The sequence below is a fragment of the Psychroserpens sp. Hel_I_66 genome (genome assembly GCF_000799465.1).
Lineage (GTDB): Bacteria > Bacteroidota > Bacteroidia > Flavobacteriales > Flavobacteriaceae > Psychroserpens.
This window is the reverse complement of the sequence record NZ_JUGU01000001.1, coordinates 2857511-2883725: the sequence shown is the minus strand read 5'-3', so window position 1 is coordinate 2883725 and position 26215 is coordinate 2857511. Positions and strand designations below refer to the sequence as shown.

Annotated in this window: 26 protein-coding genes; 18 read left to right on the top strand and 8 right to left on the bottom strand. The window is 32.9% G+C overall.

The genetic code is table 11. The annotated features are described in order from the left end of the window. Nucleotides 1-15 precede the first annotated feature (15 nt). The 6 genes from GQ40_RS12780 to GQ40_RS12755 form a co-directional block, all read right to left on the bottom strand. Nucleotides 16-447 carry a hypothetical protein gene (locus tag GQ40_RS12780; RefSeq protein WP_047549060.1) on the bottom strand — a complete coding sequence of 144 codons (432 nt, stop codon included), beginning with the start codon at nucleotides 445-447 and terminating at the stop codon, nucleotides 16-18. A 59-nt stretch (nucleotides 448-506) separates the two neighbouring features. Beyond that, nucleotides 507-1241: a hypothetical protein gene (locus tag GQ40_RS12775; RefSeq protein ID WP_156115586.1), complete on the bottom strand. Its 735-nt coding sequence runs from the start codon at nucleotides 1239-1241 to the stop codon at nucleotides 507-509. A gap of 10 nt (nucleotides 1242-1251) precedes the next feature. Continuing rightward, nucleotides 1252-1923, bottom strand: coding sequence for a hypothetical protein (locus GQ40_RS17235; protein WP_052184253.1), 672 nt, complete (start codon nucleotides 1921-1923; stop codon nucleotides 1252-1254). Nucleotide 1924: 1 nt separating this feature from the next. After that, complete coding sequence (locus GQ40_RS12765) at nucleotides 1925-2209, bottom strand: helix-turn-helix domain-containing protein (RefSeq protein WP_047549052.1); 285 nt, start codon at nucleotides 2207-2209, stop codon at nucleotides 1925-1927. Between the two features lie 96 nt (nucleotides 2210-2305). Then, nucleotides 2306-3088, bottom strand: a complete 783-nt coding sequence (locus tag GQ40_RS12760; RefSeq protein ID WP_047549050.1) for a hypothetical protein — start codon at nucleotides 3086-3088, stop codon at nucleotides 2306-2308. A gap of 20 nt (nucleotides 3089-3108) precedes the next feature. After that, nucleotides 3109-4404 (bottom strand): tyrosine-type recombinase/integrase, encoded by a 1296-nt coding sequence (locus tag GQ40_RS12755; RefSeq protein WP_047549047.1) that lies wholly within the window; start codon nucleotides 4402-4404, stop codon nucleotides 3109-3111. 353 nt (nucleotides 4405-4757) lie between these two features. Between GQ40_RS12755 and GQ40_RS12750 the strand changes: the two genes are divergently transcribed. From GQ40_RS12750 to GQ40_RS12730, 5 genes are all read left to right on the top strand, one after another. Further along, nucleotides 4758-5612, top strand: a complete 855-nt coding sequence (locus GQ40_RS12750; RefSeq protein WP_052184252.1) for an EcsC family protein — start codon at nucleotides 4758-4760, stop codon at nucleotides 5610-5612. Nucleotides 5613-5802: 190 nt separating this feature from the next. Then, entirely contained in the window at nucleotides 5803-6546 is a 744-nt protein-coding gene (locus GQ40_RS12745; protein ID WP_047549041.1) for an SH3 domain-containing protein, read from the top strand. A 145-nt stretch (nucleotides 6547-6691) separates the two neighbouring features. Next, nucleotides 6692-9724 carry a two-component regulator propeller domain-containing protein gene (locus GQ40_RS12740; protein ID WP_047549037.1) on the top strand — a complete coding sequence of 1011 codons (3033 nt, stop codon included), beginning with the start codon at nucleotides 6692-6694 and terminating at the stop codon, nucleotides 9722-9724. A 2-nt stretch (nucleotides 9725-9726) separates the two neighbouring features. Then, on the top strand, nucleotides 9727-10476 hold the full coding sequence (locus tag GQ40_RS12735; protein ID WP_047549034.1) for a LytR/AlgR family response regulator transcription factor: 750 nt from the start codon (nucleotides 9727-9729) through the stop codon (nucleotides 10474-10476). Nucleotides 10477-10735: 259 nt separating this feature from the next. After that, nucleotides 10736-10936 (top strand): hypothetical protein, encoded by a 201-nt coding sequence (locus GQ40_RS12730; protein ID WP_047551933.1) that lies wholly within the window; start codon nucleotides 10736-10738, stop codon nucleotides 10934-10936. Nucleotides 10937-10944: 8 nt separating this feature from the next. On the opposite strand, the gene GQ40_RS12725 is transcribed toward GQ40_RS12730, so the two are convergent. Further along, the gene (locus tag GQ40_RS12725; RefSeq protein WP_047549030.1) at nucleotides 10945-11535 is read right to left on the bottom strand and encodes a riboflavin synthase; all 591 of its coding nucleotides are present in this window, start codon (nucleotides 11533-11535) and stop codon (nucleotides 10945-10947) included. 60 nt (nucleotides 11536-11595) lie between these two features. Between GQ40_RS12725 and pdxA the strand changes: the two genes are divergently transcribed. The 6 genes from pdxA to accC all read left to right on the top strand — a co-directional run bounded on the left by pdxA (nucleotide 11596) and on the right by accC (nucleotide 16640). After that, on the top strand, nucleotides 11596-12657 hold the full coding sequence (gene pdxA / locus GQ40_RS12720; protein WP_047549027.1) for a 4-hydroxythreonine-4-phosphate dehydrogenase PdxA: 1062 nt from the start codon (nucleotides 11596-11598) through the stop codon (nucleotides 12655-12657). Between the two features lie 91 nt (nucleotides 12658-12748). Beyond that, a complete protein-coding gene (locus GQ40_RS12715; RefSeq protein WP_047549024.1) occupies nucleotides 12749-13291 on the top strand; it encodes a YceD family protein in 543 nt (180 codons plus the stop codon). Between the two features lie 8 nt (nucleotides 13292-13299). Next, a complete protein-coding gene (gene rpmF, locus GQ40_RS12710) occupies nucleotides 13300-13503 on the top strand; it encodes a 50S ribosomal protein L32 (protein ID WP_047549022.1) in 204 nt (67 codons plus the stop codon). Between the two features lie 177 nt (nucleotides 13504-13680). After that, nucleotides 13681-14676 (top strand): beta-ketoacyl-ACP synthase III, encoded by a 996-nt coding sequence (locus tag GQ40_RS12705; RefSeq protein WP_047549020.1) that lies wholly within the window; start codon nucleotides 13681-13683, stop codon nucleotides 14674-14676. A 37-nt stretch (nucleotides 14677-14713) separates the two neighbouring features. Next, nucleotides 14714-15199, top strand: a complete 486-nt coding sequence (accB, locus tag GQ40_RS12700) for an acetyl-CoA carboxylase biotin carboxyl carrier protein (protein WP_047549017.1) — start codon at nucleotides 14714-14716, stop codon at nucleotides 15197-15199. Between the two features lie 91 nt (nucleotides 15200-15290). After that, nucleotides 15291-16640, top strand: a complete 1350-nt coding sequence (gene accC, locus GQ40_RS12695) for an acetyl-CoA carboxylase biotin carboxylase subunit (RefSeq protein ID WP_047549014.1) — start codon at nucleotides 15291-15293, stop codon at nucleotides 16638-16640. A 31-nt stretch (nucleotides 16641-16671) separates the two neighbouring features. Here the strand turns inward: accC and GQ40_RS12690 are convergent, their stop codons facing one another. Then, nucleotides 16672-17166 carry a hypothetical protein gene (locus tag GQ40_RS12690; protein ID WP_047549011.1) on the bottom strand — a complete coding sequence of 165 codons (495 nt, stop codon included), beginning with the start codon at nucleotides 17164-17166 and terminating at the stop codon, nucleotides 16672-16674. Between the two features lie 117 nt (nucleotides 17167-17283). On the opposite strand from GQ40_RS12690, the gene GQ40_RS12685 reads away from it, so the two are divergent. The 7 genes from GQ40_RS12685 (at nucleotide 17284) to GQ40_RS12650 (ending at nucleotide 26174) form a co-directional block, all read left to right on the top strand. Further along, nucleotides 17284-19998, top strand: coding sequence for a reprolysin-like metallopeptidase (locus GQ40_RS12685; RefSeq protein ID WP_047549009.1), 2715 nt, complete (start codon nucleotides 17284-17286; stop codon nucleotides 19996-19998). Nucleotides 19999-20831: 833 nt separating this feature from the next. Further along, nucleotides 20832-21944 carry an NAD(P)/FAD-dependent oxidoreductase gene (locus tag GQ40_RS12675; RefSeq protein ID WP_047549003.1) on the top strand — a complete coding sequence of 371 codons (1113 nt, stop codon included), beginning with the start codon at nucleotides 20832-20834 and terminating at the stop codon, nucleotides 21942-21944. 118 nt (nucleotides 21945-22062) lie between these two features. Beyond that, entirely contained in the window at nucleotides 22063-22770 is a 708-nt protein-coding gene (gene mtgA / locus GQ40_RS12670; RefSeq protein WP_047549001.1) for a monofunctional biosynthetic peptidoglycan transglycosylase, read from the top strand. After that, nucleotides 22754-23215: a 3-oxoacyl-ACP synthase gene (locus tag GQ40_RS12665; RefSeq protein WP_047548997.1), complete on the top strand. Its 462-nt coding sequence runs from the start codon at nucleotides 22754-22756 to the stop codon at nucleotides 23213-23215. Before mtgA ends, GQ40_RS12665 begins: the two co-directional genes overlap by 17 nt. Nucleotides 23216-23270: 55 nt before the next feature. After that, nucleotides 23271-24410 carry an NAD(P)/FAD-dependent oxidoreductase gene (locus tag GQ40_RS12660; RefSeq protein WP_047548994.1) on the top strand — a complete coding sequence of 380 codons (1140 nt, stop codon included), beginning with the start codon at nucleotides 23271-23273 and terminating at the stop codon, nucleotides 24408-24410. Then, nucleotides 24407-25120 carry a methyltransferase domain-containing protein gene (locus tag GQ40_RS12655; protein WP_047548991.1) on the top strand — a complete coding sequence of 238 codons (714 nt, stop codon included), beginning with the start codon at nucleotides 24407-24409 and terminating at the stop codon, nucleotides 25118-25120. The genes GQ40_RS12660 and GQ40_RS12655 overlap by 4 nt, the downstream gene beginning before the upstream one ends. Before the next feature lies 1 nt (nucleotide 25121). Then, nucleotides 25122-26174, top strand: coding sequence for a type III polyketide synthase (locus GQ40_RS12650; protein WP_047548987.1), 1053 nt, complete (start codon nucleotides 25122-25124; stop codon nucleotides 26172-26174). Nucleotides 26175-26215 lie beyond the last annotated feature (41 nt).

The window sequence follows — 26215 nt, the reverse complement described above, 5'->3', positions numbered from 1 at the left end:
TCGCTATATAGCGACCTATTTTTTTATAGTTAAAAGGGTTTTTAAGGAGAGAATATCTTTCTTTAGACTTTCAATATCACCTTTTGTAGCAGGTAAAGTATTTGGCGCTAAAACTTTTTTTAATCCATAAATTGAGGCATCAGCGATTAGTGTTCCAGCTGCCGAATTTTTTATACCAGATGTGTTCAATCCTGACAAATTTTTATTTTTTTCCAAGAGATCAATTTTATCTTCTAATTTTGTGATTTGTTGACTAATTAAATTCTCCGAATTTATGCCAGTCATTTCACTCAACTCTTTAACTTTTTTATAGTGACCTGACACATATTGATAGTCATTTCTCTTATAACTTGCTTTTGTTTTACAACTTGTTGTGCAGTAAACATGATTACTCCTTCTTGCTTCAAATAATTGATAACAATGTTTACAGTTTTTTGTTTTTTTCATGGCTATTTGATCGTTTATGATTGATTTATACGTTAAATAAGGTTTTATTTAACCTTTTTCTATATTCTGAAACTTTTTCCTTTAAACTCAATTATGTTGAACATTTCGAACAACCTATCAAATATTCGGTCTCCATAACGTAATCCTAATGCTTCCAAAGTTTCTTCAGCGCATTGATTTACGTTTGAATAATTGCATGAGGCAAATGTTCTCAAATTATTTGCATACCGCTCTGCTAATATTTCACCCGTAACATCAATTAGACCGTAGTTTGAAGCTACTCGTTCAGAACTAATATCATCTATAAATAATAGCTTTCTATTTTTTTCTTCAAAAAATTCTTTTTTATCCATTGGAGTAACGCAGGACTCATAACATGTAATAAGTTCTTTAGAGTTATAGCATTTAAATCTAAACGATGGAATATTTTTAAAAACAGCTTCGAATACCTTAAAATAATCGGTTTTGCCAAGTCCGTAACCTCCAATTATTAAAAGCCCTTTATCGAAGCTTGGTTTAGAAATGTCATTTCTCAAGTTTTCACATTCAAAAAAGTTTGAATCTTTTAGAAAATAATAAAATAAAGGTTTTAAGTTCTGAATTACAGTCTCATTTATGATTAGCTCTTTTCTGTGAATCATTTTAAATGATCTTAAAAATTGGTTCCACAAAGTTTTCTTACTTATAGTATTGTTTTGCAACTCAGATTTCTGGGGTAATTGATTCTCTTTATATTCTTTTGCTGTTAATGATTGAATTAAATCATAACATATTGAAGTTTTATTTTGTCTCATTGCTATTGGATTATCTGTTTTTTATTAATGTTGATTTTACTTTTGAAGCAGGAGTTTGTTTTTTTTCATTTAATTCCCATTTTTCAAGTCGTGTTTCAATCTCGAAAAATTCTTGGCTTTCAAAACGCATTCTGTTTTCATTGACATTTAATTCGCTCCAATAGTTAAAAAAGGAATTTAAAATTTTAGTTTTAAAATTAGTGTGACCAAAAACCTTATCTCTAAATATCTTTTTTCTGTTTTTTATTAATTTATTATTAGTATTAGTTGTTGTTAGTTGATTGTTATTTGTTTGCGAATTGATTGTGATTGGTTTGCTATTTTGTTTGTCATTTGGTTTGTTAATATGTGTGTCATTTGTAGTCGAATTGACAATAAAATCTGCAAATTTTGGAATCTTTACTTTTGTATAAGTGGTTGTTGTTTCTACAGATACAGCATTGGTTGAAATTAACTTAGAAAATGCGGTTCTTACTTTACTAACAGTAAGCCCTGTTTCAACTGCAAGTTTTTCATAAGATGTGATAAATTCGCCCTGATTTACAGTTATTCCTTGCCAACGTTTTTGACTATAATTAATCTTAAGTAGACAATGGATAAAAAGCCGACACGTATTTACGTCTGTATACCATTCCCATTCCATTATTTCGCGATGTAGCATTATAAAACCAGTGTTTACCATACTATTCTTGTTTAATAAGTTTCGCAAATATGTCGCTCTTACGATAATATACGCGATTTCCTAAACGATAACTTGGCAATATCCCATTCTTTCTCCAGTTCCAAAGTGCTTGTTTACTGCATTTCAAAAACGCTATTGTTTCTTCAACTGTAAGAAGTTCTTCTTCGTCCTTTTTAGGAGAGAATTTATTAGCAAATTCCTTAAACTTAATATCTAATCTATTTGAAAAACTGTCTGTGAGCCCTTCTACATTAAATGGGTAGACATATAAAGGTTTTGATTCCATGTTAACTTATTTGAAATTGATTGTTCCAAATTTAGTTTATAGGATTTTTTTAAATGATTAAATTCAAGCCCTTAGGGTATCTATGAGTTTCGAAACTCATAGCTCATCACTTCTTTTAGGCAGCGTAAATCCATGATTGTTAAAATGTTTTTGGATTTCAATATGTTTATAGGTATTAGGGTTAAGATATCCTCTTAAAGAGTCAACAGAATTATGGTCTTTCATGTGGAAAGTAGTAAGAACATCTTTGGCAAGTTGAGTGAAGTTTACTGTGCCATTTGATTTAAGTGGAGGATCAACATAACCCTTTTGCACTAGAGCTGAAATTATATATCCAAGTTGAGCTGGGCCTGCGATCCATTTTAAGGGCGCAATAATTTTGTTTTCTTCAATAGCAGTTATTTCTTCAAAAAAGTTTTTTACAATAACTATTCTTCGTGAGATTTGGTTTTTATTTCTGTGGAATGCAACTAAATGGTAAAAATGAAAAAGTTCATACTCGTAATGTTTGATGACTCCTTCTGTTTCAATAAAACCATCCTCCAAAGCCATTTGATTGTAATATTGACCTCCTGTCATTGATAATCGTGCATTTTCAATAATATCATATAATATTGGGATAACTTCATTTTCTAAAACACCTAAAAAATCATCAGGCGATTTGCAATTGTTGTACTGAAAAACAATAAAATCATTTAGGTTATTAATGGGAACATTAAAAAGTATTTCTTTGATGAAGTATCTTAAATAGAAATCTTCTTCTAGTTTAGGCTCATAATAGTCATAATTCTTGAGGCTGCACTCAGGAGTTACTTCGTTGTTCTTTTTTCGTAGCGAATAGCTTTTTTCATCGATGGCGAATGCTTCTTTATAATTCATATATCTTTAGTTTCTACTAGTTAATTATTAAAAAATGCTGAATCAGCGATTTTTACAGCTCTTTCTTGTGGAGTGACTTTTATATAATTATAAAATTCTCGTTCTGTGGTGTGTCCGCTCAATGCCATGATGTCAATAACTGGCATTTTTGACAAGTAAGCGTTAGTACAAAAACTGCGACGAGCAGTATGTGTTCCAATCAATTTGTACTTAGGAATCATTTTTTCATCAACTAAACCTCCTTTAGTGATTTTGGTTAGTACAAGTTCATTTATTTTCGTTTTTCTACCGATCAATTTTAGGAGTTTATTAATTACCTGTTCAGACATTTTTGGCGGTAGATCGTTATTATATCTTGTTTTCATGATTTCCTTGATTCTAGGATGAATTGGGATATAAACGGTTTTATTTGTTTTTCTCTGATTAATCTCAAAAACATCACTACCATCAAAATTTTTAATCTGATTTTTTTTCATACCATTATAATCAGAAACTCTTTGGCCGGTGTAATAACCAATTAAAAAAATATCTCTGGCTTTCTCCCACTCTGGACTCGATTTTAAATCAAGTTCATAAATTGCTTCAATTTCGGTTGCGGTTAAATAAATTGAAGTTGACTTTTCAGAAATTCTTTTAAAACCTCTATGTTTAAATTTTAAGTTATGGTTGACACCATCTTCAGTAGCTCTGTTTAAAAGAGCTATTAAATTTTTTATATGCTTACCTATGGTGTTTATTGAAAATTTTTTGTTTTCCAAGTAACTTATAAAAGCATAATAAAAATCCATATCAAATTTGTCAAAGTCTAACCCATAATTCTTTGTCTTGTTAAACTCTTTTAAATGTTTTATAGCTTGTTTGTATGCCCTAACGGTCGTAGGATTTAATTTTATGCCATTTGTTGTGATGAGATTTTTTTCAAATGAATCAGTAAAGTTTTCAGCATATTGAAAGAAGGTAATTTTTTCTTGCGTTTTTTGAGTATGCCTTCCAAGTATATTATCATAAATAGATTTAAGCACCTTCTTGTTTGTTCTATCCAATTCATCTAAATTAGAAACTGATTTAATAAAATTTAATTCTATCTCCTTTAGTTTATTGTTAACTTCTTCTCGATTATTGATTGTTGATATGGCTCGTATTCGTTGATTTGAAGAATCCCAGTTTTTTACGAATGTTTTATAGCCTGTTGAATATTTTAGTCGGTTTCCTCTGCCGAAACTATAATCAAACACTATAGGTGTTTCTTTCTTTGATTTGATGTCTTTAAGTCTAAACTTGACAGTTCCTGATGTTGAATGAATTGAATCTTTCATTTTTTTTCTCTATTAAAAAGGTACAACAATAGGGGCAACATTATGTTGAATCGTTGTTATTTCAAATATAAGTATTTTCTACATAGCATTTGTTAAACCTTATAAAATAAGGTGTTTTATATAATATCTTATAAATTGAAGTAACATAGAATAAAGCTAAAATAGGTCCAAGTGGGACCACATAATTGAACCCTTCTTTTTGGAAGGGTTTTTTGATTTAAAAAAACTAACTTAGTACAGACGTTTTCAAATTATAATTTAAGTAGAGTAGCATTCTGTAACAATATTACATGATGAACGACGAATACTATTAATAGACGAATACTATTAATACATGTCATTTTATAATAAACTTGAAGTTAACCACAAATCCCATATCTCCAGAAGATTTACAGGCTTTAAAAGAAGCAAAGTCTAATATGCTTAATATAAGCTGGACCATGCGTAACGTTAATAAAATTGGAGATACGGTTGATACTGGTCTCAATTTTGTCCCAGAAAAATTTGTACTTAAATTACAAAATATTACAAAATCTGCACTTTTAAAAGTCATAAAAGCTAATTTATTGACGATTCAAAAAAATAAAACTTTTAAAAAACCATCAAAAACAACTTACAAAGCTATTGTCACGAGTACTGGAGCGCTTAGTGGGTTTTTTGGAGCTACAACAGGTTTTGGTACTGCTATTTTTGCTTCAGAATTAACCCTTACCACTAAATTTTTAATGCGAACGATTATGGATATCGCTCGCAGTGAAGGAGAAGATATTTATACGTTAGAAGGTCAAATGGCATGTCTGCAAGTGTTTGCTCTTGGTGGAGAATCTAAGGATGATGATGATTTGGAAATGAGCTATTACACAACGCGTATTGCCATTAACTCTGCTTTAAACAATGTATCTACATCTGGTGTAAAACTAGGATTGGATGCTTTAGTAAAAGGAGCAGGAACTCTAGGCTCTGGCGCGTTAAGTAATTTTGTTTCTAAAATTGCAACTAGATTAAGTCTATTAATTAGCGAGAAATTTTTGGCTCAGGCTCTACCTGTCGTTGGAGCCATTGGCGGTGGAGGCCTAAATTATGTTTTTGTAAATCATTTTCAAAAAATGGCCACAGCTCACTTTACTATAAGACGATTAGAAAGAACGTATGGTGAGGCTCAAATAAAACTAGCTTATGAGAAGATGCACATCTCAAATCAATCGTAAAACAGAAACCGTATTAGCATAATTTATAGATATTAACGTTATTTTCATTCCTTAAAATACAAATCTTAGACGAATTCTAAACCCTTGCTTACGAATTCTAGAAGCACCCAAATTTTACTTAAGTCTCAATATATCTTTGGAGTATGAAACACCAAACAGGTGATAAGTATAAACCCAAAAACAAAATATTATGAGAACTTTAAAGAACACCAAAACAGAAAACAAAACACAAACAAGAGTTTCCAAATTGTTTCAAGCTGTAATGATTTTAGCAATGCTTTTTATGGCGTCACATATTTACGCTCAAGACAAAGAAGTAGAATTTGATGTCTACACAACATCTGCTACAAAAGCAACACAATATTTACTTGCAGATGATGTCGCGTTGAGAGACTGTGCCTCTGTACAATGCGAAAAATTAACCACAATAAATATTGGAACTCGAGTAAGGTTATTGGCAAAAAGCGAAATTCCACAAACCATAAATGGCGTAACCAGTAGATTTTATAAAATTAAAATGGGACCACAAATTGGATGGATTTGGGGCGGACTCATCTCTCAAAAAACAATGGTCAGTCAAATAAATCCCGAAATTAAATTCCTGTTTGGCGAAGCAGGAGTTGATTACAAGGGCTACAAGCGCTTTCAACTTAGAGCTGTAAAGAATGGAGTGGAAATAGATAGAATCTTTGTAAAGTCTGAAGCTTTAAACCACAATTTGGTGAGCATCGTTAATAAAAAAGACAATACCTATGGTACAGACGTCATCACACTCTTTAATCCAGATAGTGAGAGCTGTGATGTCACTACCAGTAACTCATACATTGTATTTAAGAACGATAAATTAATGCAAACCTCAACTTTGGTAGCCTTAGAAAAGGTACAAATGGAACAATATAATTATGCAGTATCCTGCGAATTTGAAAACAAATAGTTAGTTAATTGTTGTTAGTGATGTTTTTAGCGCTGTATCCAAGTCGTGGTGCAGCGCTTTTTTCAGTATTAATAAAATTAGCAATACTACAAGTATCAATAAATGCGTTCAAAATTGTAAGTTGCAATGGCAAACAAAATCTAATTTGAAATCCAAATCAACATATAAACTGCTGCTTTTTTTCTTCGGTATTTTCTTCGGAAATCAACCCGCAATCAATGCCCAAAACAAGCAACTGCAAGCCTTGACCCTTGAAGACGGTTTGCCACAATCTCAGGTTTATGCGATAGACCAAGATAAAAAAGGGTATGTATGGATTGGTACTCAAGGTGGTGGTTTGGCAAGATTTGATGGAGAAAACTTCAAAGTATTCAATGAAAATAGTGGATTGGTTTCTAATTATGTAAATGCTATTTCAACACAAAACGACACCTTGTTTATAGGTACAAAACTTGGTCTTTCAGTAAAAATTAAAAACACTTTTATAAATACCCAAACTCCAGAAATCAATAGAATTTATCGTTATGAAAATCAAATTTATATACTTACAAATAAGGGTGTTTACTTGGTTAATGAAGATTTAAATGTTACTAAAATCAATGTTCATATTGAATTGGACAATAATCAAATCAATGACCTTTTATTTTTTGAAGATCATTTTTGGTTAGCCTCACAAAACGGACTTTGGAAAATTAAATCACTTTTAAACCCACCCAAAAATACCGAGAAACTAGAAAATGGAGACTTTAAATCTATTGTTGGTTTTGAGGAAAAAATAGTAGCGTCAACGTTTAACGATGGCACTATTATATTTGAGTCAAAAGATTTTGACAATCAAATTTTAATTAGAGAACCACTAAGAATCAATAATTCAACCCTAATAAAAGATCAAATCTGGATAGCTACACAACACGATGGGATTTCTGTTATTGACACAAAAACACTTTTTGAATCTATTGCCCTCAATACCTCAAATGGTCTTTCGGTACCTGGTGTAAAACAAATTTTTGAAGACAAACAAGGTAATATTTGGATTGCCACATCTGGAGGTGGATTGTACAAATATTTTCAAAACAGTTTCAAACATTTTAATACTGAAACTGGCCTTAACGGAAATCGTATTTACGCAGTGCATGCGGTCAACAGCAAAGTATGGATTTCAAATTCTGAAGCTGGCTTAATTAGAATTGATGATTTTGGCGTTAATGATATTGAAATTCCAGAAGCATTTTCCGAGGTAAAAATAAAAACCATAACCTCAGATAATGATGGGAATATTTGGGCAGGATCAGATGGGAGAGGATTATTGTTCAAGGGAAAAACGATCGTAGACTCCGTTGCAGTAGATACCTTAAAAAATACGATCACAAAAATACCTTTAGAGGTTGAAAAAACTAAAGTTTTAAGTACCGAAACTGGTTTTCCGTTTGATTGGATCAGGAGTGTACATGCGCAGAACGATACCATTTGGGCTGCTACCTATTCTAGCGGAATTGTAGAATTTGCATATAATCCTTCCAACGATAGTTTGAGGGTTTATAATACCTACAGCACTGCACAAGGTATTGAGGATTTGTACATTAAACAGATGGTTAGAGATAACAAAAACCGCTTTTGGTACGCGACACAAAACGGACATTTAGGCTATTTAAAAAATGGTAAAATCACGCATTTAGGTAACATATTAAATCAAAATGTCGCCATCAATTCTATAATTTTTAAAAATAACACATTGTATTTAGGCACCGCAGGTAAAGGGATTTGGTGGTCAAATGACGAGAATTTCGGCTCGTTTAAAAAACTTAAAGGAGCAAAAAACAGTGCTTCTCAAAATATATACCAGCTCATTTTTGATGACCAAGATTACCTTTGGGTAGGTACAGAACGTGGCGTTGATAAGCTAGAACTTGATAAAGAAAATGTGATTAAAGATGCTTTTTTCTTCGGAAGAAATGACGGATTTTTGGGAATTGAAACCTGTTTAAATGCAGTAGATAAAGATAAAAACGGGCATTTATGGTTTGGAGCACTCTATGGTTTGACAGAATATCAACCAACAGAAACAAATCAAGAAACCGAAAAACCCACTCTTTTTCTAGAAGATGTAAAGGTAGAATTTAAAAGTATAGATTCTTTAGATTTCTCAATTTGGACAAACTCTAATAAGATTTTAAAGTTAAATCCAGACCAAAGGCAAATGAGTTTTACCTTTAAAACTGTAGACATAGACCATCCCAATGGTGTAGAATATCGCTATAAATTAAACAGTAATAACTGGAGCCCTTGGTCTAAAGCAAATACTCAGGATTTGCCAGAACTTAATTTTGGCGGTCATGATTTTTTTGTACAGTCTAGAAACCATAGATGGATAGAGAGTGAACCACTTCGGTTTTCTTTTTTTATAGAAAGTCCTTTACACAAAAAAATATGGTTTCAAGGGTTACTGATTGCTGTGGCTGTTTTAGTGCTTGCTCTTTTAGTTTATCAATACATCAAACGGTTAAAACGAAATAATTCCGAAGAGAAAAAGAGGCTAGAACTAGAAAACCATTTATTGACCCTAGAACAAAAGGCGTTGCGTTTGCAAATGAATCCGCATTTTATTTTTAATGTACTCAATGGTATAAAAGCGATGGCTCCAACAAAACCAGAGAAAATGAATGAAACGGTAAATAGTTTTGCAACTTTACTTCGAGAAACGTTGGTTAATTCTAGAAAGGATGCCATAAATTTAGATCAAGAAATAAAAACGTTACGTCATTATATAGAAGTAGAAAAATTAATGGCAGAAAAACCATTTGAATATAATATTGATTTAAAATTAGATCTGGATCCCGAAGAAATATTAATCCCACCAATGCTCATACAGCCTTTTGTTGAAAATGCTATTAGGCATGGTATATTGAAAGGACCAAGAAATGGAGAGTTATATATATTGTTTGAAAATACTAAAGATATTCTAAAGGTCACTATTAGTGATAATGGTGTTGGTATCTTTAGCTCTCAACAACAAAAACCCAAAACAGATCATCAATCTATGGCATTAACCGTTACAAAAGAACGCTTGGAATCTATATCTGGTAAAAACGCCTTAGAAATAAAGGAAATAGAATTAAAAGATGGCAATATTGGTGGCACGACCATTGTATTTAAAATCCCATTAGAAACAGATTATTAGTTATGTTGACAGCAATTATAGTAGAAGATATGAAAGATGCAATGGAGCTTTTAAGAAGCGACATTGAATCCCATCATCCTGACATAAAAATTATAAATACAGCTCAAAGTGTGGTAGAGGCAGCAAAAGTACTTCGGAAGGTGCAGCCAGATATTCTATTTCTAGACATCATGTTGGGAGATGGCACTGGATTTGATGTCTTGGAGATTTTTCCTGATTTAAAGTCGAAAATCATTTTTGTAACCGCAAGTGACGAGTATGCTATAAAAGCTTTTAAGTTTGCTGCGATTGACTATGTGCTAAAACCATATGCAAAAGAAGAGCTAAAAGATGCAATTGAAAGAGCAAAAGAACAACTACAACCCAACCAAGAAAGATTAAATATTTTAAAGGAAACATTAGCTGCTCCAGAGAAAAAACCAGATAAGATTTCACTGCATACGCTTGATAAAATAATTATAGTGAATTTGGATGATATTATTCGTTGTGAGTCTGATAGTAACAACACTATGTTTCATTTAAATGATGGAAAAAAAGTATTTGTGACCAAGACCTTAAAATATTTTGCAGATATGCTTAAACCTTATGGTTTTTTGAGAATCCACCAAAGTCATCTTATAAATATACAATGTATTAGTGCGTTTATAAAAACAGATGGTGGTTACCTAATGCTCAAAAATGGAGAGAATGTTCCTGTTTCTGTTAGGAAAAAAGCAAAAGTTATCGATATTCTCGACCAAATGCATCGTTAATTTTATATTTATATATAAAACCCTAATCACATTTATATCGTATGTGTAACAAACCTAATGAACATCGTAACAAGGATTTAATATTGAAATTATATTGTTTTTACGCAATATTTCTTAAAAAAGTATATATTTGATTTTAATAAAAATTTGACGCAAATCGGGCAAATACGTGCATTTTGTCGAATATTTTTGCCTTTTATGGATGTTTTTTCGTTATTATATTTTGTTGAGACCTTTTTTTTTATACATTTACGCCACAATGAGAATACAAAACAAGAAATTCCTAACCTCAACCTTATTTGTATTAATAAGTTTTGTGTGTTTGGCTCAAGATGGTACTCCGCCACCTCCAATGCCTCCTCCTCCTCCAGGTTTACCTATTGATGGGTTTACTACTTTTGCCTTGGTTGTTGGTGCTTACTTCGGAATAAAGAAAACCATTCAAAATTCTAAAGACTAATTTTAAACTTATAGTCTATTTTGATATAGCTTTTGTATATATTTTCCTAAAACATCAAATTCTAGATTTATTTTAGATCCTTTTTGAAGGCTCTTAAAATTTGTGTGCTCATACGTATAGGGAATAATTGCTACACTAAATTTGTTTTTTTCTGAATTTACCACCGTTAAACTTACGCCATTAACAGTTATAGACCCTTTTTCAATAGTTACATTTCCGAAGGTATCATCATAATCAAAAGTATATGACCAACTTCCGTTTTCTTCTTTAACACTTTGGCAAAATCCAATTTGATCGACATGTCCCTGTACAATGTGTCCATCTAAACGATCACCAAGTTTCATGGCACGTTCTAGGTTTACAATGTCTCCAACCATTAAATCTCCAATATTTGTTTTGTCGATGGTTTCCTTAATTGCAGTAACAGTGTAGGTGTCATTATTGATGGAAACGACAGTTAGGCAAATTCCATTGTGCGCAACACTTTGGTCTATTTTTAATTCTTGGGTTATAGCGCTCTTAATAGTTAAATGAAGGTTGCCCTGATCTCTATCAAGTTTTGTAACAATCCCTAAATCTTCAATGATGCCTGTAAACATAGTGTCGAATAATTGGTTAAATTTGCAAATACAAAATTACGTACAATAGAAAACATCTTAATGGAAAAAGACAAAAAAATAAAGCTTGGTATTTCAATTGGAGATTTAAATGGTATTGGATCGGAAATCATAATTAAAACTTTCGAGGATAATAGAATGATGGAGTTTTGTACTCCAGTAATTTTTGCATCTATCAAAACCATGTCTTTTTTTAAAAAGCATTTTAGCAGTGCTATTAATTTTCATGGAATAAATCAACTAGACCAAATTATTGATGGTAAAATTAATGTGTTGAATGTTTGGAAAGATCATGTCAATATTAATTTTGGAGAAGAAGATCTTAAAATAGGAGAATACTCAGTAAAATCTTTAGAAGCTGCTGCTGAAGCCTTGAAAAATGGAAATATTGATGTTTTGGTAACAGCACCAATTCATAAACATAACATACAATCAGAACGTTTCAAATTTCCTGGGCATACCAACTATTTAGCTGAAAAATTAGGAGGAAAAAGTCTTATGTTTATGGTGACAGACTCCCTAAAGGTTGGGTTGCTTACAGACCACGTTCCCGTTAAGGATGTACCAAGCAAGATTACTAAACAACTTATTATAGAAAAAATTGATACCGTTTATAAATCATTAATAGAAGATTTTAGGGTTAGAACACCAAAAATTGCGGTGTTAGGTATTAATCCTCATGCAGGAGATAATGGCGTTATTGGAGAAGAGGACGATAATATTTTAAGACCAACGTTACAGGAAATTAAAGAGAAAGGAAAGATGGTTTATGGGCCTTACTCTGCAGATAGCTTTTTTGGGTCAAAGAATTATAAAAATTTCGATGCCATTATTGCATCGTATCATGATCAAGGCTTGATACCTTTTAAAACAATTGCTTTTGGTCATGGTGTTAATTATACTGCGGGATTAAGTAAAGTAAGGACTTCACCAGATCATGGTACAGCATTTGAGATTGCAGGTAAAGGAGAAGCAGATCATGGTTCATTTAAAGAGGCAGTTTTTAAAGCTATTGAGATTTATAATAATAGGGAGGAATATAAAGAGTATTCAAAAAACCCTTTAAAGAAAGCCCCTAAACGAGCTGAAAAATCTCCGCGCTAACAGCTTTAACAAGTTGTCAACATTTTTTGTTTATAACCATAGGTTAATTAATTAAAATTTATATATTTGCAGGCTCAAAATGAATGCGATGATGAAGCCCTTAAAGGAATTTACGATACCATTTATTGGTCTCAAAGTAGGAAAGCACCATTTTGATTATCAGATTGATAAAAAGTTCTTTGAACATTTTGAGTATGATGATTTTAATGATGTAGACGTAAAAACAGAGTTGGTTTTTGAAAAAAAAACAACTTTACTTGAATTATTTTTTGAAATTTCAGGTAGTGTAAACGTTAATTGTGATCTTACAAACGAGCCTTACGATCAATTTGTTGATGGTGAATTTAAGCTGGTTGTAAAATTTGGTGAAGAATATAATGATGAGTTTGAAGATATTTTAATTTTGCCACACGGTGAATACGAAATCAATGTAGCACAATACATCTATGAGTTAATCATTTTATCAATGCCAGCAAAAAGAATACATCCAGGCGTTGAAGATGGTACATTAGATTCAGACATACTTGAAAAATTAGAAGAGTTAAGCCCAAAAAGTTTGGGCGAAAAAGAAGAAACATCAGAGGAAATTGATCCTCGTTGGAATACATTAAAAAAACTATTAACGGATAAATAACATATAAAATGGCACATCCTAAAAGAAAAATTTCTAAAACAAGAAGAGATAAAAGAAGAACACATTATAAAGCATCTGTTCCTACTATAGCTACTTGTCCTACAACAGGAGAAGCACACCTTTTTCATAGAGCACATTGGCATGAAGGTAAATTGTACTATAGAGGTCAAGTGTTAATTGACAACTCAGAAAAAGAGGAAAATCTAGCATAAGTATTATGCATGCATATAATAAAACGCTCATTAATGAGCGTTTTTTTTATGTTTAATTTTTCAAACTCTAAAAAAACCTTAATTTGCACTATAATCGTTGAAAAATTAGTAAATTCATTAAAAAATTACTGTTTTTTCACAGTTTTAGTCTCTTTTTGAAACTATTAAAAGTTTAGTATGAGTAAAATCACAGCTGCAATTACAGCTATTGGTGCATATGTGCCAGATTACGTGTTAACTAATAAGATTTTAGAAACTATGGTCGATACCAATGACGAATGGATTACCACTCGTACAGGTATTAAAGAGCGTAGAATTTTAAAAGATGAAGGCAAGGGAACATCCTATTTAGCAATAAAAGCTGCTCAAAACCTTATTGATAAAAAAGGAATTGACCCAAAGGATATAGAATTAGTAATCGTTGCAACAGCAACACCAGACATGAAAGCTGCCTCAACCGCAGCTTTTACTGCAACTAAGATTGGGGCAACGAATGCCTTTTCTTTTGATCTTGAAGCTGCTTGCTCAAGTTTTCTCTTCGGAATGTCGGTTGCCTCTAGTTATATAGAATCAGGCAAATACAAAAATGTTTTGCTCATTGGAGCAGATAAAAACTCATCTTTTATCAATTATGAAGATAGAGCTACATGTATTATTTTTGGTGATGGAGCTGGAGCTGTTTTATTTCAGCCAAATCATGAAGGTTTAGGACTTCAAGATGAATTATTGAGAAGCAATGGCGAAGGACGAGATTTTCTTCAGGCAACCTATGGTGGATCATCTTATCCAATAAATGAAGACACATATAAAGAAGGTAAGCATTATATTTTTCAAGAAGGAAAAACGGTATTTAAAAATGCAGTTTTCAATATGGCAGATGTGACAGAACGCATCATGAAGCAAAATAATCTTACAAATGACGATATTTCTTGGCTAGCACCACATCAAGCCAATAAGAGGATTATTGAAGCTACAGCAAATAGAGTGAACTTAGTGCCAGAGAAAGTAATGATGAATATTCATAAATACGGAAATACAACTTCGGCAACATTACCTCTACTATTGCACGATTACGAATCACAACTCAAAAAAGACGATAAAATAATATTCGCAGCCTTTGGAGGCGGATTTACTTGGGGCTCAATTTATTTAAAGTGGGCTTATAATTCATAACCAACTTTTAACTAACTAATTAAAATGACTAATAATTATGGATATTAAAGAAATTCAAAACTTAATCAAATTTGTAGCCAAATCTGGCGCAAGTGAGGTTAAATTAGAAATGGATGATGTTAAAATCACCATTAGAACAGGTTCAGAAGACAAAGGTGATTCCACGACTTATGTTCAGCAAATACCAATGAACCAGCCAGTTGCACAAGCTATGCCAGCAATACCAGCTACTCCAGCTTCCACATCTGCTCCAGAAGCACCAGCAGCAACTGAAGATTCAAAATACATTACAATCAAATCACCAATAATAGGAACATTTTATCGCAAGCCATCTCCAGACAAGCCAGTATTTGTTGAGGTAGGAACATCAATAGGAGAAGGAGACGTATTATGTGTTATTGAGGCAATGAAATTATTTAACGAAATCGAATCTGAAGTATCAGGAAAAATCGTTAAAATTTTAGTTGATGATTCATCTCCAGTAGAATTTGATCAACCTCTATTTTTAGTTGATCCATCATAATATTAAGTTTAAAGTTTAATGTTTGAATGCAGAAGCAATAGTGCTGAAACAGATAAACACCAAAAACCATAAACTCTTAAACTAAAACACTATGTTTAAAAAAATATTAGTAGCCAATAGAGGAGAAATAGCACTACGTGTTATTAGGACCTGTAAAGAAATGGGCATTAAAACTGTTGCGGTCTATTCTACTGCAGATGCAGATAGCTTACACGTTAAGTTTGCAGATGAAGCAGTTTGTATTGGACCACCAGCAAGTAGCGAGTCATATTTAAAAATATCAAATATAATAGCAGCAGCAGAAATTACTAATGCAGATGCTATTCATCCAGGTTATGGATTCTTATCAGAAAATGCAAGGTTTTCAAAAATTTGTGGTGAGCATGACATCAAATTTATAGGTGCTTCACCAGAAATGATTGATAGAATGGGAGACAAAGCCAATGCAAAAGCAACTATGCTTGCAGCAGGAGTGCCTTGTGTTCCAGGAAGTGAGGGTATCATTAAAGATTTTGAAGACTGTAAAAAAGTAGCTCTTGAAACCGGTTACCCTGTTATGCTAAAAGCTTCAGCTGGAGGTGGCGGAAAAGGGATGCGAGCTGTTTGGAAAGAAGAAGATCTTCTAAACGCATGGGAATCTGCAAGAACAGAATCTAAGGCAGCCTTTGGAAATGATGATATGTATATGGAAAAACTCATCGAAGAGCCAAGACATATTGAGATACAAATTGTAGGGGATTCCACAGGTAAAGCTTGCCATTTATCAGAAAGAGATTGCTCAATTCAAAGACGTCATCAAAAATTGACCGAAGAAGTACCATCTCCATTTATGACCAAGGCACTTCGTGAAAAAATGGGAAAAGCAGCAGTAAAGGCAGCTGAATATATTAGTTACGAAGGAGCAGGAACAGTAGAGTTCTTGGTAGACAAACATCGTAATTTCTACTTTATGGAAATGAATACACGTATCCAAGTAGAACACCCAATTACTGAGCAAGTTATTGATTTTGACTTGATAAGAGAGCAAATTCTTGTAGCTGCGGGAGTTCCAATTTCAGGAAAAAACTATTTACCACAACTACATTCTATAGAATGTCGTATTAATGCAGAAGATCCTTTTAACGACTTTAGACCGTCACCAGGACGTATTACAACATTACATGCCCCAGGAGGTCACGGAGTTCGTTTAGACACGCATGTTTATGCAGGTTATTCAATTCCGCCAAACTATGATTCTATGATTGCAAAGTTGATAACCACTGCCCAAACCCGGGAAGAGGCAATCAACAAAATGAAACGTGCTTTAGATGAATTTGTAATAGAAGGTATAAAAACAACAATACCATTTCATAGACAATTGATGGATCATCCAGACTATTTAGCAGGAAATTATACCACTAAATTTATGGAAGATTTTAAAATACAACCCATACAAGAGTAATAAAGAGCGACTTAATTTTAAGTCGCTTTTTTTATAATTTGAATGTTCTGTCAAATGAGTTTATTACCTGCGGAACTTCAGTGATTGTAAAATCAAAAATTATTTGATACGTGCTATCAGTAAGTTTTGATAAATTCAAATGACCTATATTTATCGGAAATGTGCCTGTTTGGCCTCTACAGAAGCAAACTCTAGAAAATCCAGCTTTTACCGATGATAGATCTTTATTTTTTAGATTTATGGAAGAAAGACCTTCTTCAAATTCTAAATATACAACTTCAGAATAATGATCATCTTCCACATCTGTAATTGTATTTTTATTGTAACTGAATTTTAAAACGATCTTATTTCCATCAATTAATTCGGGATAACTATTTCCAAATTCATCCGTTTTAATGTTGAAAACTTTATCTTTTAAAACTTCCAAAGTACAAGTGCCTTCACTTGGGCATATTGATGAGGATTCAGATAAATTTTCAGTATCAGTTATCTTCTTATTAGCATTACATGCTATCATGATGCCCATAATTATAATTACTATCAAACTTTTCATATAACAAATATATACTATTTTAACTTTCAATATTTTGTAGGTTAAGAATCTCAATGTACATTTATGACATTGATAAATTAAATAAAAGAAATGAAAAAAAATTACCTAAAAATTACTATTGTAATAGTAGCAATGATTTTTTGCTCAACAGCAAGTTTTGCTCAACAAGGAAAATCCTTTTGGATAAAGTCAACTAAAACTCAAGCCTCAAAAGGAGAACTTGCTTTAAGAAAATCACAACCTGCAAAAGCAGATTTTTATGAATTAGACATTGAAGGTCTAAAAGAAACATTAGAATTAGCTCCAAATAGAAAAACATTTCAAGGACAATCTAATGTGATTGTACAATTTCCAGTTATGGATGGTAATTTGGAGTCTTTCAGAATAAAAGAAGCTCCAATTATGGAGGAGTCTCTCCAAGTTCAATTCCCTGACATGAAAAGTTATGTTGGTCAAAGTATAGAAAATCCAGTAAACGTAATTCGATTTAGTGTTACACCAAAAGGTGTTAACACAATGACATTCACAGATTCTGGAACGTATTTTATTGATCCATATACGGAAAGTAATAATTTTTATATTTCTTATTCTAAGTCAAGTTTGACAAATAATTCAGATGAATGGGTTTGTGACTATGTTGACGAATTGGAGGAAAATGCAGACAGAGAATCAGGTCCGAGTTTAAATAGAAATGCTAATGATGGATTTTTACGTGAATTTAGGTTAGCACTAGCATGTACTGTAGAATATTCTACATTTCATGGTGGGACATTGCCAGGAGTGATGACTGCTATGGTTAACACAATGACTAGAGTTAATGGTGTTTATGAAAGAGAATTATCTATTACCATGATTATGGTTCCCAATACAAGCATCATTTTTTTAGGCCCAAGTGTCACTAGTGATCCATATACAAATGATGATGGGTTTGCCATGTTAACAGAAAATCAAACCACAATTAATACAAATATAGGAACTGGAAATTATGATATTGGCCATGTGTTTAGCACTGGAGGAGGTGGTGTCGCTGCTTTAAATTCGCCATGTACAACTGTTAAAGCACGTGGAGTTACTGGTTTAGCAACGCCAATTGGAGATGCTTTTGATGTTGATTATGTTTGTCATGAGATGGGACATCAATATGGTGGTCCGCACACATTTAATGGTAACGCTCCAGGTTCTAGTTGTCTTACACAAAGAACAGCATCTAATGCTTATGAGCCAGGTAGTGGCTCTACAATAATGGCTTATGCAGGTATCTGTCCGCCACAAAATGTACAAAATAATAGTGACGACTATTTTCATCAAAAAAGTTTAGATGAAATTTTCGACAACATAACTAATGGGAATAGTCAATGTGCCAATCTTATAGCAACCGGGAATGCTGCTCCAACATCTAATGCAGGAGGAGATTTTATCATTCCAATTTCAACTCCTTATAAATTAACTGGCTCTGGTAGCGATGATGGAGGTGAAGCAAGTTTAACATATACATGGGAACAATATGATTTAGGCCCAACAGGTGCGCCAACAGAAACAACAGTGCAAGGTCCAATCGTGAGATCATATAAAGGGACAAACAATCCATCAAGATATATACCACGGTTAGCAGATTTAGTGAATTCAGGTGGTTCTACAACTTGGGAGAAATTAGCTTCAGTAAATAGAAATCTAAATTTCAGATTGACAGTTAGGGACAATGATATAGATGGTGGTCAAACAGCAGTTGATGCGATGTTGGCTACGGTTACAACAGCAGCAGGTCCTTTTATAGTGACTTCTCAAAACAGTTCTGGAGTTTCTTGGGTATCAGGAACTACCGAAACTATTACTTGGGATGTTGCAGGAACAACAGGTAGTGGAGTTAACACAGCTAATGTAAATATTTTATTATCAATAGATGGAGGATTAACCTATGACACTGTTTTGGCATCTAATGTTCCAAACGATGGGAGTCAGGACATCACAGTACCTTTTGGATTAGCTTCAGGCTCTTGTAGAGTAATGGTAGAAGGCGCAGGAAATATTTTCTTCAATATTAATTCTACAGATTTTGCTTTAAATGCAACAGTGACAACAGTTTGTAATACTTACACTACTGGTCCAATATCAACAAATATACCAGATGGTGGTGGTGCAAATGTTCAAGGAACACCAGTATTTATTCCGGTTACTGTTTCCGAAACTACACCAATTACAGATATTAGAGTTAGTGTAGACGTACAACATAGTTATATAGGTGATTTGATCATGCAACTGCAAGCACCAAGTGGTGGAGGTTTTGCAAATATTTGGGCAAGAAGCTGTAACTCAGCCCAATTTCAAGATATAAACGTTACGTTTAAGGATGGATCACCTGCAATTGTATGTGCTTCACCAACTATTGGTACCTACGCTCCTGCGAATCCAATGACGGGATTTACTGGTAATAATCCATCAGGGACTTGGAACTTAGTATTTGTGGATTTCTTTAATGGAGATACAGGAACCGTGAATGAGTGGTCAATAGAACTCTGTACAACTACAACAGTTTTAGGAGTAGAAGAGCCTAGTTTAGAAAACTCTTTATCGGTTTTTCCTAACCCAAACAATGGAGAGTTCAATATCAAGTTTAACGCAAATTCAAATAATGTTGACGTACAAGTATTTGATGTTAGAGGACGATCAGTATTTAATACAACTTTTGATAATGTGTCAGGAGAATTTAATGAATCAATTAATTTAGGTAAAGTTAACTCTGGGATTTATCTGCTCAATATCAATGACGGTGGAAATGTCGTAACCAAAAAACTTGTTGTAGAATAAATTTTTTAAAAAGACAATACAAAAAAACTCCGAAAGCAAATTCGGAGTTTTTTTATATCATAAATTGAATTTTTTAAGAAAATAAATGTTTGGCTGTTACCCTTTTTCGCTGAAACAGCTCCAAAGCGTCAGGCTCTCGTGGCTCGCTCTCTGCGAGGAGCTCAAACAAACCACTCCATCCTTAACAGAAATCGATAGTTATTTATATATTTAAGAGATAAAACAATACTGAAATATGCTAAAAAAGAAAGAATCACTTTTTATCTTTTTTTTATTTTTATTGCTCTTTCCCACTTATGCGATTCTAAATAATGCGCTGATTTTTATATTAGATCTATTATTTACAAATGGAGATGTATCAAATATTTTTACATATAATTATACAGGTAACTTAGTAGGCTGTTTAGTTCATGCCCAATTAATAAAATTAAATCAGATACATAATTTTTCTATTATTAATGGTATTATATTGGTTTCTTTTTTAATATCATTAAGCTGTTGGTCAATGTTAGTTATAAAGCTTTTTAAAATAACTACGTATCTCAAATGGATTTTAATATTCTTTTTTTCTCTGTTCTTGTATACAAGTCTTCAGTTTATCTCATTTATTATTTTTAACTATAATAATCTAGATCTATACTATTTTAAAGAAAACTATGTGATAACTATATTGAGTATAATTATAGTAGTTCTAGCAATACATTTATTTTTGAAACGCTTTAATAAAAAAGAAAAAATACAGATGCTAATCTTTGTTGTTCCAGGATCATTTATTAGCGCAATACTTTGGCTTGAATATTTAGGTCCGGTTTTAATGCCAATATAATTCTAATATGAATCTATCCTACTGGGAAATAAAATCTTGGCTCACCAAAATAGATTACACTATAGTTGGTAGCGGAATCGTTGGTCTAAACTGTGCCTTAAAATTGAAAAAAAGGTTTCCAAAAGCCAATATACTCATCTTGGAAAAAGGCATATTACCTCAAGGCGCAAGTACCAAAAACGCAGGTTTTGCATGTTTTGGAAGTCTTAGCGAAATTATTGATGATCTCAATTCTCATAGTGAAGAAGAAGTCTTCAATCTCGTAAAAAAACGTATCGATGGGCTCCAATTAATGCGTGAAACTCTAGGCGATAAAAACATAGATTATAAGCAATATGGAGGATATGAATTATTCTCAAAAACCGATAATTTATTAGCAACATGCCAAGAAAAAAAGGATACTGTCAACAGGTTGTTAAAACCATTATTTAAAGATCATGTTTTTAGCTTTCAACCTAATAGCTTTGGCTTTGAGCAGTGTAATGAAATTTTAGGTTTCAATAAATTTGAAGGTCAAATTGATACTGGTAAAATGATGGTATCGCTCACAAATTTAGTATTGAGCGCAGATATAAAAATTTTGAACAGTATTACAGTCGAGTCTTTTTCCGAAGAAAAAAATTCAGTAAAAATAAAAACCAATCAATTTGAGTTTTCATCAAAAAAGCTTCTCATTGCTACAAATGGCTTTGCTTCAAGTTTAGATATTCCTGAAGTAAAACCAGCAAGAGCCCAAGTATTAATTACGAAACCTATAGATAATTTAAAGATAAAAGGGACGTTCCATTTAGATCAAGGGTATTATTATTTTAGAAATATCGACAATAGAATTTTGTTTGGTGGTGGACGAAATTTAGATTTTAAGGCAGAAGAAACCATTGAGTTCAACCAAACCGAATTAATACAAAAAAAACTCGAAGACATTTTAAAAACGACTATTCTACCAAATACTACTTTTGAAATTGAACATCGCTGGAGTGGAATTATGGGAGTTGGAAGTCAAAAAAAACCAATCGTCAAACAATTATCTAATAATGTATTTTGCGGAGTTCGTCTTGGTGGAATGGGAGTTGCCATTGGGAGTTTGATTGGAAAAGAATTAGCAGATTTAATTCCTTAACAAATTAAAAGGATAGAGTAGATTGGTTGTTGAGTGCATTAGTAGTATAAAACCTTTTGGTCTTTATTTAAAACTAAAATCTCAATGCTTAGATTTGCATAACAGTTCCGCTTAACACATGAAATTTATAAAACGCCTTTTCAAATTTATATTCAAGACCATTTTATGTTTGTTTGTGTTTTCAATAGTGATTGTTTTTGTGTTTAAATGGGTGCCAGTACCGATTACACCGTTAATGGTTATTAAAAATATTGAGCAAACCGATGACAGCAAAAAAGGATGGGAACATGATTGGGTGCCAATTGAAGAAATTTCAAATAATCTACAATTAGCAGTAATCTGTAGCGAAGACCAAAATTTTTTGAATCACCACGGTTTTGACGTAGAAGCAATTGAAAAAGCATACGAAAACAACAAAAAAGGAAAACGCTTAAAAGGCGCAAGTTCGATAAGTCAGCAAACTGCAAAAAATGTATTTCTTTGGCCACAGCGCAGTTGGTTACGTAAAGGTTTAGAGACATATTTTACTTTTTTAATTGAATTAATTTGGAGCAAAGAACGCATCATGGAAGTCTATCTCAACAGTATAGAAATGGGACCAGGTATTTATGGAGCTGAAGCTGCATCTCAATATTGGTTTAAAAAATCGGCTGCTAAGTTATCTAAATACGAAGCTGCAGCTATTGCTTCAATTTTACCAAACCCTATACGATACAGAGCAAATCCAGCGACGTCTTACATTGAAAGTAGAAAAGCATGGATTACAAAACAAATGAATTATTTCGGACCATTAAATTATTCCACAAGTGATGAAAAAGCGAAATAACATCAAACAGGAACTGTATGACCAGTGTTCATCATTTATCGCTAACAGGTTCCAAACGATTCAAAATACAATTAACGAAATTCAAGAATCATTAACTTCAGAAACAAAAAGTTCCGCAGGAGATAAACACGAGACGGGTCGTGCGATGCTGCAATTAGAACGCGAGAAAGCAGGAACTCAATTAGCAGAAATTGAAAAAACAAGGCAAATATTATCAAAGATAGCGATCTCTAATTCTTCGGAAATCGTCGGTCTCGGAAGTATCGTCTACACCACAAAAGCCAATTATTTTATAGCAGTAAGCGCTGGAGAACTTTTAGTAGAAACTAATAAATTTTATGCTATTTCTGCAAATACACCAATCTCACAATTAATCTTGGGAAAAAAAGCTGGTGATGAGGTACAATTTAGGGATGAGGTTTTTAAAATTTTAGAGGTTATCTAAACGCATTCTAAATCAATTTCGGCTTATCTTTAAAAAAAAGATTGAAAACTAGAAATTGAATACAAACCAAATACATTTTGATGTTATTGTTATAGGTGGTGGATTGGCAGGATTGTCTTGCGCAATTCATTTATCTAAAAACAACTTGAGTATTTTGGTTATTGAAAAAAACGAGTATCCAAAACATAAGGTTTGTGGTGAATATATTTCAAATGAAGTCTTGCCATATTTAGATTTTTTAGAGATTAACGTCTTTAAATTAGGAGCGAAAAAGATTGATAAGTTTCAACTATCAACCACCAATGGTCAATTAATTTCAGCAGATTTACCTTTGGGAGGGTTCGGTATAAGCAGGTTTTGTTTGGATCATGAAATGGCAAAAAAAGCGATTTACAATGGTGCTAAACTGCTTCAGGACGCGGTTGAGGATGTTCAGTTTTATGAGGATCAATTTTCCGTAGAAACCAAAAACAATAATACATTTACGTCAAAAATAGTAATTGGAGCTTTTGGGAAACGCTCAAATTTGGATGTGAGGCTTGATAGGCAATTCATCAAAACCAAATCTCCTTATTTAGCGGTCAAAACCCACGTAAAAGGCAACTTCCCTAATGATGTTGTTGCGCTCCATAATTTTGAAGGTGGCTATTGTGGAGTTTCAAAAGTAGAGAATGACAATATCAATTTGTGCTACATCACCAATTTTAAATCGTTTAAAAACCATAAGGATATTGAAGAGTTTCAAGAGAAAGTCGTGTATAAGAACCCGCATTTAAAGGCTGTTTTTAAAAACACCACTTCTTTTTTTGAACAGCCATTAACCATAAGTCAAATCTCGTTTGAAGACAAAAAACCTATTGAAAACCATATCATTATGTGTGGCGACACAGCTGCGTTGATTCATCCCTTATGTGGCAATGGCATGAGTATGGCGATTAGAAGTGCACAAATAGCGTCCCATTTGATTTTGCGGTACTTTTCTTCGGAAATTCCTAACAGAAAAATTCTCGAAAAGCAGTATCTTAGAGAATGGAACAAAGCCTTTAAATCCCGACTAAAAACAGGACATTTGGTGGCTAACTTGTTTAGTCAACATAGAATTTCCGAAGTGATTATGAAAGGTCTCAAGTTCTTTCCAGGTGTTTTGCCTCATATTATTAAACGAACACACGGTAAATTAATGGAAGCAAAATGAGTTTATTAGTGAGTACAAAATATAGAAGCGAGGAAGAGGAAATCATGGATGATCTGGATTATAACGGTCCAATCCTTCATGACGCTTTAGATAAACTGGCAAAAATCAATCAGTGGTTAGGAGGCAACCAAGTCACCATAAACGGACTTAAAAAAGCGCTCAAAAACTGTGATAAAAGCAAACCAATAACCATCATAGATTTAGGTTGTGGTGGTGGAGATATCTTGCGGGAAGTGTCGCGATTTGGGAAACAAAACGGTTATCATTTTAATTTAATTGGTATTGATGCAAACGCGCACACCGTAAATTATGCAGCCTCACTATCGACAGATTATGACAATATTGAATTTAAGGCGATCGATATTTTCTCTTCGGAATTTGAACAGCTAAATTACGATTTGGTGTTAACCACGTTATTTCTGCACCATTTTAAAGAGGAAGAATTAGTAACGTTTTTACGACCAGTCTTAGAAAAAGCAAAATTGGGAATCGTCGTTAATGATTTACACAGGCACAAACTAGCCTATTATTTATTTAAGCTATTGTGCACAACCATAAAAAATAAAACCATAGTTGAAGACGGATTAACATCTGTTTTGAGAGGTTTTAAAAAAGAGGAATTAGTAGAGATATCAAACCAAATTAATGCAAATTATCAATTGCGTTGGAAATGGGCTTTCCGTTTTCAATGGATTTTGGAGCAAAAATAATATGAGCGTAAAAATAACAGCAGTAGCAAAACAACTCCCAAAATATACCAGAGAAACAAAGGATATTATCCCGTTTTTGAATATTTGGTTAGATGGTCAAGAAGACCGTTTCAAGCGAAAGGTCATCAAGCTTTTTGAAAACGCAGGTGTCGATAGACGTTATTCCATTATGGATGCTGAAGAAGTATTTACCAACACCTCTTTTGAAGAAAAGAATAATATTTATGCACGTGAAGTCATTAAATTGGCTGAGCAATCGTTGGTAAAAGCATTGGACAAAGCAAAGCTAAAACCAACCGATATTGATTACATTATCACTGTAAGTTGCACAGGTATTATGATTCCATCAGTTGATGCATATTTGATTAACAACTTGAATATGAAACAGGATATCGTGAGACTTCCCGTGACCGAAATGGGTTGTGCTGCAGGCGTTTCGGGAATTATATATGCTAAGAATTTTCTAAAAGCAAACCCAAATAAACGTGCAGCAGTGATTGCTGTAGAATCACCAACCGCAACATTTCAGCTTGATGATTATTCAATGGTGAACATTGTGAGTGCTGCTATTTTTGGTGATGGTGCTTCCAGTGTCATTTTATCGTCCTATGAAAATGAAGAAGGTCCGAAAATTATCGATGAGGCCATGTATCATTTTTATGATGCAGAAACAATGATGGGTTTTAAATTGGTAAATACAGGATTGCAAATGATATTGGATAAGGCTGTACCAGAAACGATTTCAGAGCATTTTCCAAAGATCGTACATCCTTTTTTAGAACGAAACGGAATTAAAATAGAAGATGTCGACCATTTAATTTTTCATCCTGGCGGGAAAAAAATAGTACAAACCGTTGAAGAATTATTTGGCACATTGGGAAAAAACATAGACGACACGAAAGAGGTTTTAAAACTCTACGGAAACATGAGCAGCGCAACGGTGCTTTATGTTTTAGAACGTTTTATGGATAAGAATTTACCCAAAGGAGATCGCGGATTAATGCTCAGTTTTGGTCCAGGGTTTTCAGCACAACGCATATTATTAGAATGGTGACAAAACCATTTTGTCATGCTGAACTTGTTTTAGCATCTCAT